The sequence below is a fragment of the Microcoleus sp. A2-C3 genome, assembly GCF_036706065.1.
Lineage (GTDB): Bacteria > Cyanobacteriota > Cyanobacteriia > Cyanobacteriales > Microcoleaceae > Microcoleus.
On record NZ_JAUBVX010000024.1, the window covers coordinates 78231 to 95496 of the forward strand.

Sequence of the window (17266 nt, forward strand, 5' to 3'; positions counted from 1 at the left end):
ATTACCTTGATAGTCTCATTTACCATTTGAAATACAAAGCAACCAGCCGCAGTTCGGTGCAAGTTTTCTTTTCTTCTCATCGATCTGACTGAGTTTTGCAGGAAAGAGCCACGTAAGGAAGCGCGACTGTAAAGGTAGTACCAACGCCGATTTTGCTTTCGCAGCCGATCGCACCTCCTTGCAATTCAACCGCTTTTTTAACAATTGTTAATCCCAAACCGTTACCTTTAATCTTTCCAGTATTCTTGCAGCGGTAGAACATTTCAAATATTTTCCCTACTTCGGTTTCTGGGATGCCGATACCTTCGTCTCGGATGCGCATAATTAGTAACGGAGAGTTAATATTTGTCAATTGGGAATTGGCAAACAAACACTGAGGAGATAAGCAGAAAATAGCTTTTTTGTCTCCCTCGCCTGCTTGACGGCATTCCAATTCCAAAATGACTTGCCCGCCGTTTGGCGAATATTTGATAGCGTTGACGATTAAGTTAGAAATAATGCCGTGGAGCAATTGTTGATCTAATATGGCGCTGGTAACATCTGACGTAATTAATGTTAGTTTGTGTTTTGCTTCATTTCCTAACTGCAATTGATCCAGCAAGTCTTGACAAAATTCGACTAAATTTATCGGTAATGGATGACATTTGAGTTTGCCTGCTTCTGCTCGCCCCATGAACAGCATATCGTCGATTAGCTGGTTCATCTTCTGGGTAGCTGAGTGGACTAGCCGCAGGGTTCTGACTTGGGATTCGTCACTGCTGCGAGTGCGATCGAGCTCTAGGAGTTCCGCAGAGATTAAAATCGCGTTGAGCGGATTCCGCAATTCGTGAGCAGCCATTGAAATATATTGGTTTTGGCGGTGCGATTTTTCTTCCACCGAATTTCTCGCTGCTTCCGAAGCTTTGAGAGCTTGTCGCATCTTGGTTTCGATTTCGTGCCTGTGCAGGGCAATCTCGATCGCCACCCGCAAATCATGTTGTTGAAATGGTTTGATAATATAACCAAATGGGTTTGTAAGTTTCGCTCTTTGCAGCGTTTTCTCGTCGGCATAAGCTGTTAAAAATACTGTTGGTACATCTACCTTGGTTCTGATTTTTTCGGCTGTTGTTATACCATCCATGTCACCTTTAAGCACGATATCCATCAGCACTAAATCTGGCCGTTCTTCTGCGACTTTTTCCAGGGCTTCTTCCCCTGAAGCAACCGTAGCTGTTACTGTATAACCCAGTTTTTTCAACCTGCCTGCTATGTCTTCGGCGACAATCACTTCGTCTTCGACCACCAAAATCTTGATCGGGTTCATATTATTTTTTAAATGCGCCGTCGATAAGTCAACTCAGCGAAACTAATATCGTAACAAATTCCGCACTCACTGTCAATGACAAGAGTTCCATCTAATTGGCAAGTCAACATCCGCACTAATCGCAATCCTAATGTTTCGGTATTTTCTACGTCGAAACCCGCCGGAAATCCCCTGCCGTTATCTTGAATACTTAAGTGAAATTGCTGAGAAGTTATTTCATGAAAATTAATATTAATTTCACCTGCCAAACTTTTGGTAAAGGCATATTTTAAGGAATTAGAAACCAATTCATTAATGATTAAACCGCAAGGAATTGCGGTTTCTATATTTAAAGAAATTGGATCAACGTTGATATTGAATTGGATGGAAGTATTGCCGGAACTAAAAGATTGATACAAATTAGCAACCAAATTTTCAACGTAGGGCGGGAGATCGATCCGATCGAGATTTTCGGATTGATAAAGTTGCTCGTGAATCAGAGCCATTGAATGGATGCGGGTTTGGCTTTCTTCAAATAAAGCTAGCGTAGGTTCGTCTTCAATGTATTGAGCTTGAAGTTGCAGCAGGCTGGAAATTACCTGCATATTATTTTTGACTCGGTGGTGAATTTCTTTGAGCAATACTTCTTTTTCGCGGAGTGCTGCTTGGATGCGAGCAGAAGTCAATTTGCGATCGCTAATATCTTCGCAAATACCAGCGATGCGGTAAATATTGCCCGATTCATCGTAAATAGGAAAAGCTCGATCGCACACCCAGCGCATTGTGCCGTCTGGCCGAAAAATCCGATATTCGATATTGGTGGACTCACCCTGCAACACTCGCCCCATTGAGTCTTCCAACAAATGTTTATCTTCTGGATGCACCCACTCCATCATTTTTAAGGGCTCGGCATATAATTCTTCGTTGCTGCGCCCCCAGATTTGTTCGTAAGCTGGACTCAGATACAATAAATCGGTGAATTCAGCAGACATTAGCCAGAAGGAATTTTGGATATTTTCTGCTAGCTGGCGAAAGCGTTCTTCACTTTCACGGAGCGCTTTTTCGGCCTGTTTGCTTTCGCTAATATCTTCTGCAATGCCAACAACGCGGTAAACTTCACCAGCTTGATTTATAATGGGAAAAGCCCGATCGCGAATCCAGCGAATTTTACCGTCTGGTCTGACAATTCGATATTCTATCTCGCCTTCAGACTCAATTTTTTTAGTTAAATTATCAATAACGCGAGCGCGATCTTCTGGATGGAGGGAATCTGCAAAAAAGCGCCCGTAAGCATACAAATCAGCACAGCTTCTGCCCCAAATCTTTTCGTAACCCGGACTGATATAAATAATTTCCTGGGGCTGAACGTTTACCATCCAAAACACGCTTTCAATGTTTTCTGCTAGCTGTCGGAACCTTTCTTCGCTTTCTTTCAGTGCTGCTTCGGTTTTTTTGCGATCGCTAATATCGCGCTGCACGCCAAAATAGCCCGCGATTCTGCCGTGGGAATCGTAAATGCAAATATAGTCGCCTTCCACCCAAATTAGAACCCCGTCAAACTTGCGATTGTCATTTTCGATGTGAATTCTGCCAGCATCAAACAATTGTCTGATTATCTCTCTGCCACCAGTCAAGTTGTGGGAGAAAAAAGAGTGAAGCGTCTGGCCAATAAACTCTTCCCTAGTACCTCCGTATTGATCTATTAAAGCATCGTTTGCCTTCGTTATCCGCCCGTGAGTAAATACGTAATCCAAAACTTTTTCTTTGTCAACTGTATCGTCCCAGTGCACGGGTTCGTCCAGCATCATAAAGAAAAAGCCATCTAAAGATTGAGAGAAAAACAATTCTAGCTGTTCCTGGCTTTCCCGCAAAGCTTCTTCGGCGCGCCAGCGATAGATAATTTCTTCCTGCAATTGATTGTTAGCTTTTTTTAAGTCTTCAGTGCGCTTTTGATATTTAATTTCTAGCTGATTTTTGATTTCTTCCAGCGCTATTTCTGCCTGTTTTTTTTCGGTAATATCTTGAGTAACGACCATTCCTGCAAAAATTTCTTCCCGGTCGTTTTTAACGGGAGCAATTGTTGTTGAATAAATGCGATCGCGGTATTTATATTCAAAATTATTCTCTTTTCCTGCCAAAGCCGCGCGATATGTAGTCTCAAAAAGTGGCAAATCTTCAGGTGGCGATACTTCCCACAATGTTTTGCCTTCCAACAGTTCTTTGGACAAACCAACTGGTGCCAAACCTTGACCGTCAACGAGAGTATACCGCAAATCGCGATCGAACAAAAACACCGAGCCATTCGGATAATGTTTGATCAGAGTTCGGTACATTTCCTGACTTTTTTCGAGAGATGCGATTAACTGACTTCGCTCGTCGTCGGCGATATCCAATTCAGTTGCGAAACCCAAAGAACCTGCATTTTTGACTGCTTTGAGTTGTGCTGCTAATTTCTGACACAATTCTCTCTGCTGCTGCAAATGCTCTTCGAGTTCGCGAATTTTTTCGCTTTGCTCTGCTACCAATGCTTCGCAGGTATCGAGAAGTTGATTTCCTGCGGGATAGCTACGTCGCGCGTACTCGGTGGGATCAATACACATATAGCAATTCTCAAGTGAGTGAGGTACAGATTCGGAATTGGGAATTGGGAATTGGGAATCTTGCCCGTTCTAGCTATTTTTGCAAGAGGTCTAATTAGGAAGTCTCCATCGACATTTTATGCTTATTCGATCGCCAATTTACAGGTATAGTCAACCAGCCTTGACAAAAATGAGTCGCGATCGACTAAAGTCCATCTGGGATCGAAATTCGACCAGTTTTCACCATCTTCGCTAATTCTGACAGTTCTAAACTCTCGCTGCTTGCAGTTAACTTCCATCTGCGCCCGCATTTTCTGGTCACTAAACTTCTGAGTTCCTAAAATAATTCTGACTGGATAAGAGGGAGCGCCGGGAAAATTTGATTTACTTAATTTTACGCTGCTGGGATCGATGCAAATATCTACAAAACATCTTAATTTTTCGGCGCTGGCGCTCAAAGTATTGACGGAAACAAAAATCAAAGTAGCTAGAAAAAGGCTTGACAAATTCTTAGTTGTATGTTTTAAAAATCTAGTTTGCATCTGCGTTAATTTGCGTACCCTTCCCGAAGGCGAAGCGCCTACATCTGCGGTTATTATATCGAAAAATCAACTCAGCGGTTAAAATCGCTCCTAGACAGACAAAACCCGCTGTAAGGCGGGTTGAATTTCTTCAGTCCGCGTCGGCGGACTTTGTTTGTGTAGTCGCGAATTCTATTCGCCCTGAATATTTGCCGTCAAGATTAGCTTTTTAAAGCTGAGGAACATATTGTTCTTTTTCAGGAACAAAAGTGTATTCAGAGACGATTAGCCGCAACTCTTCGCCGTCGATGGTTTCTTTTTCGATTAACAAATCTACTAGGCGATCGATCACAGTGCGATTTTCGCGAATAATTCGGCGGGCGTCGTCGTAGCAACGATCGACAATTTCCCGAACTTGCGAGTCAATCCGAGAAGCAATTTCTTCGGAATATTCCGATCGCGCTGTGTAGTCGCGGCCGAGGAAAATTTCGCTTTGTTGAGCTTCTAGGGCGATCGGCCCCAAGGTAGACATCCCATAGCGAGTCACCATTTGGCGGGCCATGCCGCTGACTTGCTGTAAGTCGTTGCCGGCACCGGTGGTGACTTCAGCATCGCCGAAAACTACTTCTTCGGCGGCGCGTCCACCCAAAGCACCACTAATGCGGGCTAGGATTTGCGATCGAGAAATTAAACCTTGGTCTTCGCTAGGCATAAACCAAGTCAAGCCGCGGGCTTGTCCGCGAGGAACTAAGGTAACTTTTTGTACGGGATCGTGGGCTTGAATTACAGTACCGACGATCGCGTGGCCGATTTCGTGGTAAGCAATTAAGCGTTTGCTCTTGCTGTCTACCAGCGGTGTGCCTTCCATACCTGCGACGACGCGATCGACTGCATCGTCAATTTCGAGCATCGTAATCGCTTCTTTGCGTCGTCTCGCCGTTAAAATAGCAGCTTCGTTGAGTAAGTTAGCCAAATCAGCGCCAGTAAAACCGGGTGTCCGGCGGGCGATGGCATCCAAAGAAATCTCCGCAGATAGCTTCTTGTTGCGCGCGTGAACTTCCAGAATTTCCAAGCGACCTTTGATATCCGGTACATCGACGCTAACTTGGCGGTCAAAACGTCCCGGACGCAGCAGCGCTGAGTCGAGCACGTCGGGGCGGTTGGTGGCAGCAATGATGATAATGCCAGTATTGCCCTCAAAACCGTCCATTTCGGTCAGCAACTGGTTCAGGGTTTGTTCCCGTTCGTCGTTACCACCGCCGATACCAGCGCCGCGCTGACGACCAACTGCATCTATTTCATCGATGAAGATGATGCAAGGAGCATTTTCTTTAGCTTTCTTGAACAAGTCGCGGACGCGGGATGCGCCGACACCGACGAACATTTCGACAAATTCGGAACCGGAGATGCTGAAGAAAGGGACGCCGGCTTCGCCTGCGATCGCTTTTGCTAGCATGGTTTTACCTGTTCCGGGAGGGCCAACTAGCAGTACGCCTTTGGGAATCTTCGCGCCGACTGCGGTGAAGCGTTCGGGTTTTTTGAGGAATGTCACGACTTCGGCGAGTTCTTCTTTGGCTTCTTCTACGCCTGCTACGTCGTCGAACAGTACGCCTGTTTTAGCTTCCATTTGAAAGCGTGCTTTGGATTTGCCAAAATTCATGGCTTGACCTGGGCCTCCTGGCACGTTGCCGCCACCTCGGCGGAACAGGAAAAACAGCCCTCCTACTAACAATAGGGGAAATACTAGATTGCCTAAAACTCCCCAGATGGCGCCGTCGTTGCGCAGCGGGTGAGTGTCGAAGCTGATTTTGGAGTCTCTGAGTCTAGCAACGAGTTCTGGGGCATTTGAGGGCAAGTCCACCCGCCACCGCTGCTCGTGATTGTCCAGTTCGGGATCGACGGCTAGGACGATCGCTGTGCGGCCTCCGTCGTACAAATCAACGCTGGTGACTCGATCGGCGTTTAAGTAATCTAAAAATCTACCGTAGCTCAGGCGGGTGCTGGCGGTGTTCTTGCTCATCTCTGCGGGGGATGCGGCGAAGGCTCCCTGCCACAGGAAAAAGCCGATGACTAGGGCGGGTAAAGTCCAAAGTAGTATAGTTTGCCAAGAAATTTTCATAAATGCGGGTGCCTTGAATTGGGGACAGATCGGGTAAGCTGGCGGTGTGGGATGAGTGTGACAAAAGTTTACACTCAGAATCTTAACTAAATTTAACTTAACAATGCACGATCGGGCAAGATGATGACGATCGTCGCGATCAAGAAAAAGTTAGGTTAGTTACCATAAGGGCGATCGTCCCGAATATAATGTTTGATGCTGATTTCGATACCAATCTAGGTAAAGTTAGAAGAATCGCCGCAAAACCCACTGTCTTTAAGCGCGGCAGTGTCAAGGGATAAGGCGTCAGGAACCTCAGCCCTGACGGCATGAGGCTTGAAAGAGAAATCTAGCAAGCCGTTCTGACCAGCCTAAGTCTTAACTGACTACGTTTTTTGAGTCACGACACCGGGCGGATGCTTAGCTAGTCCCCTGCCATGTCATTTGCAGTTAAACAGTTTCAAGGTCACTGAAACAGTGCTGCAAGTCTAAAAAGCTCAGAAAACATTGGCCGACAAGCTAACTTTACCCCGCAAGGGAGGCTCGAAAGAGCAAAATGCTATGCGTACAGGATTGGGAGACTTGAAACGGTAACTGTCCCGTTGAGAGTGCAACACAAAAGCACACCGAACCAACCAATCCCAAGGCGGTAGTATATCCAAAACAATAATAAAGCCGTCCTAGAAGGACGGGGTTTCTACCCATTTTTCTGATGACAACTAGACAGCTTGTTCCTAATTCGGCTATGCTGACGCAGCAGACTAAGATCGCTTCTCACAAATCGATTATTAGTGCTGATTTGGGTCGTACAGCAACTAAAGCTTGCGTGAGTCGCAACCCAAATGGTGTTGTATTCATCCCTGCCAACGTGGCTGCGATGCCCGTCGAAAAGGTGCGGGGCGGCAGCTTTGAGTCAAAAGCAACAGACCCTCTGTTGGATATGTGGCTGGAGCACCAAGGCAAGGGGTACGCCATCGGCCAACTGGCCGCGGACTTTGGCGCTAATCTCGGCGGCGCTGACCAGTCGAAAGTAGTAGATGCTTTGGTTAAGGTTTTTTCCTGTGCTGGATATTTCCAAATGAAGGGCGAAATGGCAGTAGTGCTGGGTTTGCCTTTTTATTCGCAGGATCAGTTTGAGAAAGAAAAGGAAGAGATTATCAGCCAACTGCGCTCTCCCCACGTTGTGATCTATCGCGGCGAACGTTTGGAAATTGACATCCGCCACGTTTGGGTGATGCCGGAAGGATTCGGCAGCCTAATTTGGTGCGAGGCTCAAGACAACAAGGAGTTTTCGCCGGAGTTGCCGGAACTGTCGGTGGCTGTTGTCGATATCGGACACCAAACTACCGATTTGTTAATGGTCGATCGTTTCCGGTTCGCCCGCGCGGCTTCTAAGAGCGATTCCTTCGCCATGAACAAGTTCTACGAACAAGTTGCCTCAAAGATTCCGGGCGCAGACCCTCAATCTCTGTCTTTACTAGAAGCGGTGAATAAGCCGGAAGGCCAACGTTTCTACCGTCCTAGAGGAGCGACTAAGCCGACTAATTTAGATCCGATTATTAAGGATTTGCGGGAGGCTTTCGCTAACGAACTGTCCGAACGTTTGGTGCAGTGGCTGCCGGAACGGGTGACGGATGTAGTTCTGACTGGCGGTGGCGGCGAGTTTTTCTGGGAGGTTCTCCAACCTTTGCTGAAAGACGCCAATCTTAAGGCTCACTTGGCTCAGCCTTCTCGGAAAGCTAATGCTTTGGGACAGTTTATTTATGCTGAGGCTCAGCTAGCCACGATAAAGTAACGCATTAAGGCTTGAACCCTATGGCACTGTGGGCAAAAAATAAGGCGAATTTCTCGGTGGCGTTTACGGAAGATGCTGCGGATCAAACTTTGCTGGCGGCTATTGAAAAAGAGTTGGCTTTTACGAAGTATCAGACTTTCAGCAATCTCTGCAAGCAAGCTTTGTGGCAGTTTTTGTCTGTATCTGAGTCTCCTATCTCTACAGATAGCTCTCAGCGGTTGGAAGAGCGTATTGCTGAACTTGCGGTCAGATTTGCTGAGTTTGAGCGCAATGTTTCTGCTGAGGAATTAAGCCGTTTGGAGGGACTGGAACATCACCTGAGTCAATTGGGCGCACAGTTGGATCAGTTGCAGGGGAGTGTTAACAGTAAGTTTGCTCAAGTTTCTTTTGCCCAAGTTTCAAAAGTAGTAGAGCCTGATCCGATTGAGTCTGAATCTGTAGCGAATGATCTAGTTTCTGACGCTGAGGTTGCTCCTCGTCGGGAGTCCGATCCTTTATTGGAGCGTTTAAGTTCTTTGTTACCGCAAGATTTCTAGGCCAAGGCTTTTTAGCCTTGAGATGTGATGTTAGTGGCTCGCTGTTGGCAGCGGGTACTGAATAAATAAACAAAGTCGATCGCTCTTTTGAATAAAAAGGGCGATCGACTTTGTTATGGAAGAAGGAAGAAGGAAGAGGGAAGAAGGAAGAGGGAAGAAGGGAGAGGGGAGAGGGAAAAATTGCCAAATTACCAATTATCAATTACCTCGATATTATTCCATCAATCCTAATTTTTGCAATCGCAAACGAATAGCAGCAGGCTGTCGCTGAAATCTCTGAGCTAATTCGCCAATTTGTTGATCGCTTGCATATTCTTTCTGCAAATTCTCGTCTTCCTCCCGACTCCACTTGATATAAGCTCTGGGATATTTCTGGCGAATTTTCTCATTTTGGGTTTTAGATCGATCGGCATTTTTTGGCTCGACATTCAAACCAGAACCCAACGGTTGATTAATTTCCCCGCCGCGACTAGCTACAGCCTCCTGCAAACGGTGGGGAATCACAGCCATTTCTTGAGCCAGCTCAGCCAAAGCATTGTCTACTTTTTGCTGAAGTTCTGTTAGCTGCCGCTGCTGCAAATTTCCCCACTGCGGCAGTTCGTTGATAAACTCCTGCAAGTCCAGAATTATTGTTGTCAAAGTTTCGACTTGTTGCAACTCCGGTCGTTGTTTGAATTGGCGGCTGGTGATTTCGATCTCGCTTTGAATCATTTTTATAGTTTTTTCTAAAATTATGATCCGCTGGCGCAGGTTCTCAATTGCTGAAATTATAGAGTGTGTGTTTTCTCCCTGTCCAACATTCTGATTTTCGCGAGATGTTTGAGCAAGAGCTTCGTCTACAGCATTGACAGCGAGTTGTAATTGTTCGATCGCGCGATCGCTAGTAGCTGCTTGTTGGTTTACGCGATCGAACACAGCCACCGTACTTGTTTTAACTTGCCCGCGCAACTTCTGGCGGTTCACAAAATTCAACACGAGGGAAATCACTACAGGAATTTGAGCATAAACGCTCTGCTGCCAAACCAAACTCGCAGCCAATCCCACAGCCGAGGCAGCAAGAAAGATTAATTCAGCAGTTTCTAACAAATTGCTCGATTTTGGATTTTGGATTTTGGTTGATGAATTAGATGATGACATAGGTTATTAATTGGGAATTGGGAATTGGGAATTGGGCATTGGGCATTGGGAATTGGGTATTGGGAATTGGGCATTGGGAATTGGGCATTGGGCATTGGGAGGCTGTAGATCGCCGAATTGAAAATTACTATAGTTTTTTTTATATAACAATCTACTTAAATATATTAAATTTGCAAAATTAGTCGAGCTAAAGTGAAATAAATCAAAACTCCGAGGACATCAACTGCGGTGGTAATAAAAGGAGCTGACATTAAAGCGGGGTCTAAACCCAAAGAACGAAACAGAAACGGCAGAGATGAACCGGCAATAGAAGCTAAAATTGCGATCGCAAACAAACTCACCCCCACCGCGATGGCCACCGCTAAACTCCCTTGCAGAATATAAGCCCAGCCAGTCGCTACCGTCCCCAATATAGCTCCTAGTAGCGCTCCCGCCATCCCCTCCCGCACAATTATTTTCATCGGCCCCATTGCTGTAATTTCGTCAGTGTTCAAACCGCGAATTACAACTGTTGAGGACTGAGCTCCGACATTACCTCCAGTGCCAGTCAGCAGCGGAATAAAGGCTGCTAGGGCGACTACTTGTTGCAAAATATCTTCTTGAGCTCTAATGATTGCGCCAGTGACAGTATTGGTTAAAAGCAGAATAAACAGCCATACGACCCTTTTGCGAGCAACGGTGATTAAATCGGTCTGAAAATAATTGTCACCACCAGACTGGACGCCACCCAAGGCATAAATATCTTTGTCGGCTTCTTGTTCTAAAATGTCGATCGCATCGTCAACTGTAATGATCCCCACCAGACGCTGTTCGCGGTCTACAACGGGCACAGCTAAAAAATCATAACGCTGGATCAGCCTCGCTACTTCTTCTTGATCCGTTCCCGTTTGAACAGAAACTACCTCGCGGGTCATAATTTCGCCGACAGTTTTGTCGAGGGGAGAAGTGACTAAATCCCGCAAGGATAAAATGCCACTCAAGCATCGCGCCGCATCGGTGACGTAAAGAGAATAAATTGTTTCAGTAGTTCTAGCCAAAGAGCGAATTCGGTCTAAAGCTTGGGCGACGGTAAAGCTTTCTTTGAGAGAAATGTATTCTGGGGTCATGATCCGGCCGGCGGTACTGGCTTCGTAACCCAAAAGTTGGGCCGTAGCTTCGCGTTCCGTTGGGCTCAATTCACCTAAGAGGCGGCGGACTAAGATTGCCGGCAGTTCGTCAAAAAGTTTAGCTCGATCGTCCGGGGACATTTTGTCTACAATATCGATGACTTCTTGGCGTTTGAATTTTTCGCAGAGGGACTGCTGAACGCTGGAGTCGAGATATTCGTAAACTGCGATCGCTTCGTCTTTAGCAAGCAACCGGAAAGCTATTACTTGCATGGTTTCTGGTAGGCCTTCGATAGCTTCAGCGATGTCTGCTTCCTGCACCGGCTGTAAAATCGCTTTTGCTCCTTGAAAGTCTCCTTGTTCCAACAGGGCCTTTAACTGCGATCGAACTAATTCCCGCAGTTCTTTTCGCGCGTAGATGGGTAGCGAAGACGATTGATAATTTTTTTCTGTCACTGATGACCCTCCTAAACCTGTGCTGCGCGCCTTCCTGAATCCAGTTTATAGCCTATTGACACCACTGGTTGCAGTTATACGATTTACACGGGCGGGGTGAGCAACCCAATTTTTTGGCAGATGCGGCACCACCAAAACCAAGCTGTATTGTCGAAACCGAGTTTCTTGCTATTGTGTTTTTGATCTAGCGCCAAAGAGCGTGAGTTCGGGAAAGTGCGATCGATTACCAATTACCCATTACCAATTACCTGACATACCTGATCGCCGTTGAGAATGGCTATACTGTCAACTGTCAACTGTCAACTGTCAATTTAAACCAACAACTGATATTTTTCTTGAGCCAAACGGTAAAGCGGTCGCCACACCAAACGGTTAGTCAATACAACCAGTAGCGACATCACAGAAGTAGCCGCTAACAGTAAAGGAAAATTGCCCGATGCCGTAGCTTCAGAAATCGTCTCGCCCAAACCGCTTGTTCTAATAATTTCACCCTTAAACTGCACGTATTCGCTGACAATACTCGCATTCCAAGCTCCGCCCACCGCCGTAATGATTCCTGTAATTAAATAAGGGAATATTCCAGGCAAAATTAAAGTTTTCCAGCGTTGCATGAGGGAAAGCTTGTAAACTTGCGCGGCTTCAAACAACTCCGAAGGTATGGCTTGAGCGCCCGCAATCACATTAAACAGCAAATACCACATTGTACCCAACATCATCAGCGCCACAGAACCAATTTGCAAGCCGCCTCCAGCGTGAATTAAACCTAGCAGCAATACGGGAAATAAAGCCGTTGCTGGTACAGAAGCGGCTATTTGTACTAATGGTTGCAAAATCTGGGCTAAACGCGGATTTCGACCGATCGCAACTCCGACAGGCACCGTCCACAACAGCGATAGAAATAGGGCGCAAATCACTCGCAAAGCCGTGAAAAATGCACCTCCCACGACGTTTTGCCAGTCAGACAAACTCAGGAACCTGAGCAGCAGCACCGCTTCCCAGGTTCCCCAAAGTACGATCGCAGCAAACCCGCTGACAAATATCCAATTTATCCAATTGCCGAGGCGGCTTTGTTGCCGAGGGCTTTTTGGTAAATGAGCAGGTGCAAAACCTCTTGCCAGCGCGCGATCGAAACTGTCACCTACGGGCGATATTCGCGACTTCAACACCCGCAGCGTCGCCGATCGCCTTAAAAAATCCAACACTTTGGACTGCGGTACATTCGTCGCTTCTACGGCTTGATATTTAAACTTTTCTACCCAAGCAATCAAAGGCTGCCAGATCAAAAAGTCGATCGCGATAATCACACCAATTAATACAGCTAAACCCCAGCCGATCGCCCCAAAATTGCCTTCATTAGCTGCTTTGCCCAAATAGGAACCGAGTCCGGGCAAATTAAAATTTTTCTCGCCCAAGGTAAAGGATTCGATCGCAATTAAAAAAAACCAGCCGCCCGCCACTGACATGACGCTGTTCCACACCAGTCCGATCGCACCAGCGGGCAATTCTAACGTCCAGAACTGCTGCCAAGCATTCAGCCGATAAACTTGAGCAGCTTCCTTAAGTTCTTGCGGAATGCCGGAAAGCGACTGATAGAAACTAAAGGTCATATTCCAAGTCATCCCAGTAAATATTAAGATAATCGATGCGAGTTCTACGCCGATTCTTTGACCTGGGAATAAAGTAACTAATGCTAAAACAACTCCGGGTAAAAAGGATAAAACCGGAATCGACTGCAAAATGTCTAATAAGGGAATTAAAATTTTCGCTGCAAGGGGAAATCGGTAAGCTGAATAAGCATAAACTAGGGTAAATAGCAAGGCTAAAAAATAGGCTGCTGTCATGCGTAAAAGAGTCTGGGCTGTATACGCTGGCAAGACATTTAGCGTGGTCTCAATTTTAAAGTTTGGGTTGTAGTCACTGTTGAATTGAGATGCTGTTTGGACAATTACTAATATTAGAGAGAAAATTGCTAAAATTAGTAAGCCGTCTTGCCAAGTCCAAGCTGATCTTTCTAATGTTTTATTGGCGGGTGTTAGAGGTCTTGTCATAATTCCTAAGGAAGAGGAAAGAAGGCAGAAGGCAGAAGGAAGAAGAAAGAAGGAAGGAAGGAAGAAGGAAGAAGGCAGAAGGAAGAAGGCAGAAGGAAGTTCGGCAGCGGATTTCTTAACGGATTTAGCGGATGAATGGAAGGTTCGGCAACGGATTTAACGGATGAATGGAAGGTTGAAGTCAGAAGTTGTTATTAATGATTCGGTAAAAATACCAATGACTACTGACTACTGACTACTGACTACTATCAACTTTCAACTGACTACTGACTACTATCAACTGTCAACTATCAACTGACTACTATCAACTTTCAACTTTCAACTGACTACTCATCTTTAGTTTCTGATTCTAGGAAGATTTCGCCCCCTGGTTCGTCGTAACTGTATAATTCGGCATAGCGACCCCAATCAATAGCTGTTTGCAATTGTCGCATGGCTTCTTTCGGGCTAAAGTGTGCTTCCAGAATATCCAGAATTAACTCTTCAGAAATGCGGTGATTGCGCTTGGCCTGAAGCATTCGAGAAATTTGCTGTACGAGGCGAATGTTGCTGAGAATTTGGGTGCGAACAATTTGTTTGCGCTGGTCAATTCCGCCGGCAATGAATTGAATGCCAACTGGTGTTAACAGCAGGTCGCCTTCTTGGATTATTAGAAAATCCATTAATTTTGCTGCTTCTACGATCGGCAAAATGTCGTCAACCTCTAACATTAATTCTTGACCAAGGCGGTAGAGGTCTTTTTCCTTGCGATCTTCCAGGAGTTCCAATAAGCCGGCGATCGCACCTGTTCGCACCTGCGGCAGAGATTGGTATTTAGCACTGGGCGCGGGTTCAGGTTGAGACACAGTAGTGGCACTTGCAGCGGGTGCAACCACGGTTTCGCAGCTTAACTCTGGATTCGTCAGAATTTTGTACACTTGGTCTACGAGGGCTTGGAATTGGGGAGTTTTGCGATCACGATAATGTGGCAAAGTGACGGTCAATTCGGCGCGAATTCGCCCCGGATTGCGGCCGAGGACTACAATGCGATCGGCTAAAATAACCGCTTCCTCAATCCCGTGAGTTACGATTAACACAGCTTTAGTCGGAATCTTTTTTTCCAGCCACAAATCTAATAACTCAAACCGCAAGTTTTCAGCAGTCAGAACATCTAAAGCTGAAAACGGTTCATCCATGCAAAGCAGTTCGGGTTCCACCGCCAAAGCTCTAGCAAATCCCACCCGCTGCCGCATTCCGCCGGAAAGTTCTTTCGGATAAGCATTTTCAAATCCGTCCAAACCGATAATATCAATCATTTTCAAGGCTTTTTGGAGGCGCGGCTCTGGCATTTCTCCTTTAGCTTTCAAGCCTAATTCTACATTTTCTAGTACCGTCAGCCAGGGATAAAGAGCAAAGTTTTGAAATACAATTGCTACCCCAGGATTTAAGCCGACTAAAGGACGATTGTGGTAGAGAATTTGACCTTCGCTGGGCGGGATTAGTCCGGCTATGATCCGCATTAATGTTGATTTACCTGACCCGGAAGGCCCGAGCAAAGCTACTATTTCGCCCGATCGCAGTTCTAAATTAATTGGCTCTAAAATAGAAATTTTTTGACCGTTTGGCTGCTGGTAAGCTTTGCTAACGTCTTTTAAGGTAATGAGGCACTCTGTTGCTGTTTTAGCTATCACAGCTAAACCCCCTCGCTTGTTGTTGAAATTTAGTTATTAGTCAGTAGTCAGTAGTCATTAGTCAGTAGTCAGTAGTCATTAGTCAGTAGTCAGTAGTCAGTAGTCAGTAGTCAGTAGTCAGTAGTCAGTAGTCAGTAGTCAGTAGTCAGTAGTCAGTAGTCATTAGTCATTAGCAAAAGACTCTGCGAAAATCACAACTGTTGACCGATCACTGATTACTGATCACTGACTGCCGAGTATTCGGTCAATTTCATGTGATAGACGATCGCCTTTTCACCAGGAATAAGACTGGAATAGCAGCGAGTTGGAGCGCAACTGAAAATACAACCAGCCCAGTAATTGAGCGATCGCACAAAATTCCCATCGCCAAACTGCCCAGAAACCATGATAAGCCATAGCCTGTGTTAAATATCTCATAGGCGGAACCTCTTTTGTCCGCAGGCACGAGTCCAGCTACGGCGGCTTTCACCATCAATTCCTGGACTCCCGTACCTATAACGCATCAAGCCATTCCTAGCAATGCCCCCTGCCCGTTACCGAAGAACATTGATCGGGCAAACCGTGAAGAGCAAACGACTGTTAAGATGAGAGCCGAGATGCCGATGCGATCGAACAAACGCCCAAAGACGAAAGCGGCTGCTGGGTCAACGGCAGTAGCCCAAGCCTAGAATAGCGGAATTTGGTTGAGCGGGGCGATCGCGCTTTTGTGAAAGTGAAACGCAATCAGCGGAAAATCTGCATAGCCCGACTCAATCAGCCCTACAGCACCTAAATAAACCCAAAATAGGCTTCAGCAGACCTTCCCTTTGATTTCAAACGCTCCTGGTTCAAAATCACGGGGATTTGTATGTTGTCGATTATTAATTTTTATCAGTTGTCTCTATTTTCCTAAACGAGCTAATGTTGCACCTAACTGAACGGCGATTACTCCAAGTATGGCACTGCCAGCCCAGTAAAAAGTAGCCAAGCTGTAAAAGCGATCGCGCCACAAGACATTTGACTCTAAACCGTAAGTCGAAAAAGTAGTATAAGCGCCCAAAAATCCCGTCGCAACGATTAACCTCACTTCCGTCGGAATCGCCGGCACCCGTTCAAAAGCCAGGGTGATAAAAAATCCCATAGCCAAGCAACCCGTGATGTTAATAAAAAAAGTTCCGTAGGGAAAAGCTGTGCCGAAACGGTTGGCAAACCATAAGGTGATATAATACCGGCTCAATGCGCCGGCAATGGCACCGAAACTAATGGCGATCGGATGGCGGAGATTCGGGTCTTGCAGCATCAAAGGATTTTAGATTTGAGATTGAGCGGACTCATCTAAATTATTGTATGATTAAAATGCCGATCGCCATTTTTAAAATTATAGAGAGTATCTATGCAAATTGTGCTGGCTGCCGTAGACAATGACTTAGTTAGAGCCTGGGAAAGCACTTGTGGCAATATTGAAAACGTCAAAATACATCGAGGCTCAATCTTTGATGTGAAATGCGATGCGATTGTGAGTCCGGCGAATAGTTTTGGCTTTATGGACGGCGGCTTAGATTTAGCAATTTCGGAATATTTTGGCAGTCACGTTCAAGAACGTCTGCAAAAACTAATTCAGACTCGATATCACGGCGAACTATTAGTAGGATTAGCCGAAGTTGTAGATACTGATCATGCAGAAATTCCCTATTTAATCGCTGCCCCAACCATGCGCGTTCCGACAATCTTAACAGAGACAGTCAATGTTTATCTAGCAACTCGCGCTATTTTAACTCTCGTAAAATTTGGTACTGTTCCAGATGGAACGCCTGTTAAACATATCATTGAAACGATCGCAATTCCCGGCATGGGTACGGGTACAGGTAAAGTGCCGCCGGATATCTGCGCGCATCAGATGCAAGTTGCTCTTCAAGATATCTTCCTATCTCAATATGAATTTCCTGCATCTTGGCTGGATGCCCAAAAGTCTCATCATTTATTATATAGCAATCCTAAATCATTATCTACACTTATTATGATATAATTATATGCAATAATTGATTGTGACAATAAAAAA

The 17266-nt window shown here is 45.7% G+C and carries 15 protein-coding genes; 5 read left to right on the top strand and 10 right to left on the bottom strand.

Annotated elements, in window-relative coordinates; genetic code table 11:
- Positions 1-76 precede the first annotated feature (76 nt).
- The 4 genes from QUB66_RS15145 to ftsH2 form a co-directional block, all read right to left on the bottom strand.
- Positions 77-1303, bottom strand: coding sequence for a hybrid sensor histidine kinase/response regulator (locus QUB66_RS15145; protein WP_265235606.1), 1227 nt, complete (start codon positions 1301-1303; stop codon positions 77-79).
- A gap of 8 nt (positions 1304-1311) precedes the next feature.
- Entirely contained in the window at positions 1312-3882 is a 2571-nt protein-coding gene (locus tag QUB66_RS15150; RefSeq protein WP_332967372.1) for a PAS domain S-box protein, read from the bottom strand.
- A gap of 122 nt (positions 3883-4004) precedes the next feature.
- Entirely contained in the window at positions 4005-4403 is a 399-nt protein-coding gene (locus tag QUB66_RS15155; protein ID WP_332967373.1) for a hypothetical protein, read from the bottom strand.
- Positions 4404-4611: 208 nt separating this feature from the next.
- A complete protein-coding gene (ftsH2, locus tag QUB66_RS15160) occupies positions 4612-6501 on the bottom strand; it encodes an ATP-dependent zinc metalloprotease FtsH2 (protein ID WP_265235609.1) in 1890 nt (629 codons plus the stop codon).
- 691 nt (positions 6502-7192) lie between these two features.
- Between ftsH2 and QUB66_RS15165 the strand changes: the two genes are divergently transcribed.
- From QUB66_RS15165 to QUB66_RS15175, 3 genes are all read left to right on the top strand, one after another.
- On the top strand, positions 7193-8275 hold the full coding sequence (locus QUB66_RS15165; protein WP_265235610.1) for a ParM/StbA family protein: 1083 nt from the start codon (positions 7193-7195) through the stop codon (positions 8273-8275).
- Between the two features lie 20 nt (positions 8276-8295).
- Entirely contained in the window at positions 8296-8811 is a 516-nt protein-coding gene (locus tag QUB66_RS15170) for a hypothetical protein (protein ID WP_265235611.1), read from the top strand.
- An 87-nt stretch (positions 8812-8898) separates the two neighbouring features.
- Positions 8899-9042: a hypothetical protein gene (locus QUB66_RS15175; RefSeq protein ID WP_332967374.1), complete on the top strand. Its 144-nt coding sequence runs from the start codon at positions 8899-8901 to the stop codon at positions 9040-9042.
- Here the strand turns inward: QUB66_RS15175 and QUB66_RS15180 are convergent.
- The 3 genes from QUB66_RS15180 to QUB66_RS15190 all read right to left on the bottom strand — a co-directional run bounded on the left by QUB66_RS15180 (position 9025) and on the right by QUB66_RS15190 (position 13558).
- Positions 9025-9948, bottom strand: coding sequence for a hypothetical protein (locus tag QUB66_RS15180; RefSeq protein ID WP_265235613.1), 924 nt, complete (start codon positions 9946-9948; stop codon positions 9025-9027). The genes QUB66_RS15175 and QUB66_RS15180 overlap by 18 nt on opposite strands.
- Before the next feature lie 164 nt (positions 9949-10112).
- On the bottom strand, positions 10113-11510 hold the full coding sequence (mgtE, locus tag QUB66_RS15185; protein ID WP_332967376.1) for a magnesium transporter: 1398 nt from the start codon (positions 11508-11510) through the stop codon (positions 10113-10115).
- Between the two features lie 311 nt (positions 11511-11821).
- On the bottom strand, positions 11822-13558 hold the full coding sequence (locus QUB66_RS15190; RefSeq protein ID WP_332967378.1) for an ABC transporter permease: 1737 nt from the start codon (positions 13556-13558) through the stop codon (positions 11822-11824).
- Here QUB66_RS15190 and QUB66_RS15195 point away from each other — a divergent pair.
- On the top strand, positions 13533-13718 hold the full coding sequence (locus QUB66_RS15195; RefSeq protein ID WP_332967379.1) for a hypothetical protein: 186 nt from the start codon (positions 13533-13535) through the stop codon (positions 13716-13718). The genes QUB66_RS15190 and QUB66_RS15195 overlap by 26 nt on opposite strands.
- A gap of 166 nt (positions 13719-13884) precedes the next feature.
- On the opposite strand, the gene QUB66_RS15200 is transcribed toward QUB66_RS15195, so the two are convergent.
- The 3 genes from QUB66_RS15200 to crcB all read right to left on the bottom strand — a co-directional run bounded on the left by QUB66_RS15200 (position 13885) and on the right by crcB (position 16507).
- A complete protein-coding gene (locus QUB66_RS15200) occupies positions 13885-15228 on the bottom strand; it encodes an ABC transporter ATP-binding protein (RefSeq protein WP_265235617.1) in 1344 nt (447 codons plus the stop codon).
- Between the two features lie 250 nt (positions 15229-15478).
- The gene (locus QUB66_RS15205; RefSeq protein WP_332967382.1) at positions 15479-15700 is read right to left on the bottom strand and encodes a hypothetical protein; all 222 of its coding nucleotides are present in this window, start codon (positions 15698-15700) and stop codon (positions 15479-15481) included.
- A 408-nt stretch (positions 15701-16108) separates the two neighbouring features.
- Positions 16109-16507 carry a fluoride efflux transporter CrcB gene (crcB, locus tag QUB66_RS15210; protein ID WP_332967384.1) on the bottom strand — a complete coding sequence of 133 codons (399 nt, stop codon included), beginning with the start codon at positions 16505-16507 and terminating at the stop codon, positions 16109-16111.
- 93 nt (positions 16508-16600) lie between these two features.
- On the opposite strand from crcB, the gene QUB66_RS15215 reads away from it, so the two are divergent.
- The gene (locus QUB66_RS15215; protein ID WP_332967386.1) at positions 16601-17233 is read left to right on the top strand and encodes a macro domain-containing protein; all 633 of its coding nucleotides are present in this window, start codon (positions 16601-16603) and stop codon (positions 17231-17233) included.
- Positions 17234-17266 lie beyond the last annotated feature (33 nt).

What these genes read in the sequence shown, in the direction of transcription:
- QUB66_RS15145 (WP_265235606.1), bottom strand. Translation starts at nt 1,303, where the DNA reads ATGAACCCGATCAAGATTTTGGTGGTCGAAGACGAAGTGATTGTCGCC.
- QUB66_RS15150 (WP_332967372.1), bottom strand. Translation starts at nt 3,882, where the DNA reads ATGTGTATTGATCCCACCGAGTACGCGCGACGTAGCTATCCCGCAGGA.
- QUB66_RS15155 (WP_332967373.1), bottom strand. Translation starts at nt 4,403, where the DNA reads ATGCAAACTAGATTTTTAAAACATACAACTAAGAATTTGTCAAGCCTT.
- ftsH2 (WP_265235609.1), bottom strand. Translation starts at nt 6,501, where the DNA reads ATGAAAATTTCTTGGCAAACTATACTACTTTGGACTTTACCCGCCCTA.
- QUB66_RS15165 (WP_265235610.1), top strand. Translation starts at nt 7,193, where the DNA reads ATGACAACTAGACAGCTTGTTCCTAATTCGGCTATGCTGACGCAGCAG.
- QUB66_RS15170 (WP_265235611.1), top strand. Translation starts at nt 8,296, where the DNA reads ATGGCACTGTGGGCAAAAAATAAGGCGAATTTCTCGGTGGCGTTTACG.
- QUB66_RS15180 (WP_265235613.1), bottom strand. Translation starts at nt 9,948, where the DNA reads ATGTCATCATCTAATTCATCAACCAAAATCCAAAATCCAAAATCGAGC.
- QUB66_RS15190 (WP_332967378.1), bottom strand. Translation starts at nt 13,558, where the DNA reads ATGACAAGACCTCTAACACCCGCCAATAAAACATTAGAAAGATCAGCT.
- QUB66_RS15205 (WP_332967382.1), bottom strand. Translation starts at nt 15,700, where the DNA reads ATGGTGAAAGCCGCCGTAGCTGGACTCGTGCCTGCGGACAAAAGAGGT.
- crcB (WP_332967384.1), bottom strand. Translation starts at nt 16,507, where the DNA reads ATGCTGCAAGACCCGAATCTCCGCCATCCGATCGCCATTAGTTTCGGT.
- QUB66_RS15215 (WP_332967386.1), top strand. Translation starts at nt 16,601, where the DNA reads ATGCAAATTGTGCTGGCTGCCGTAGACAATGACTTAGTTAGAGCCTGG.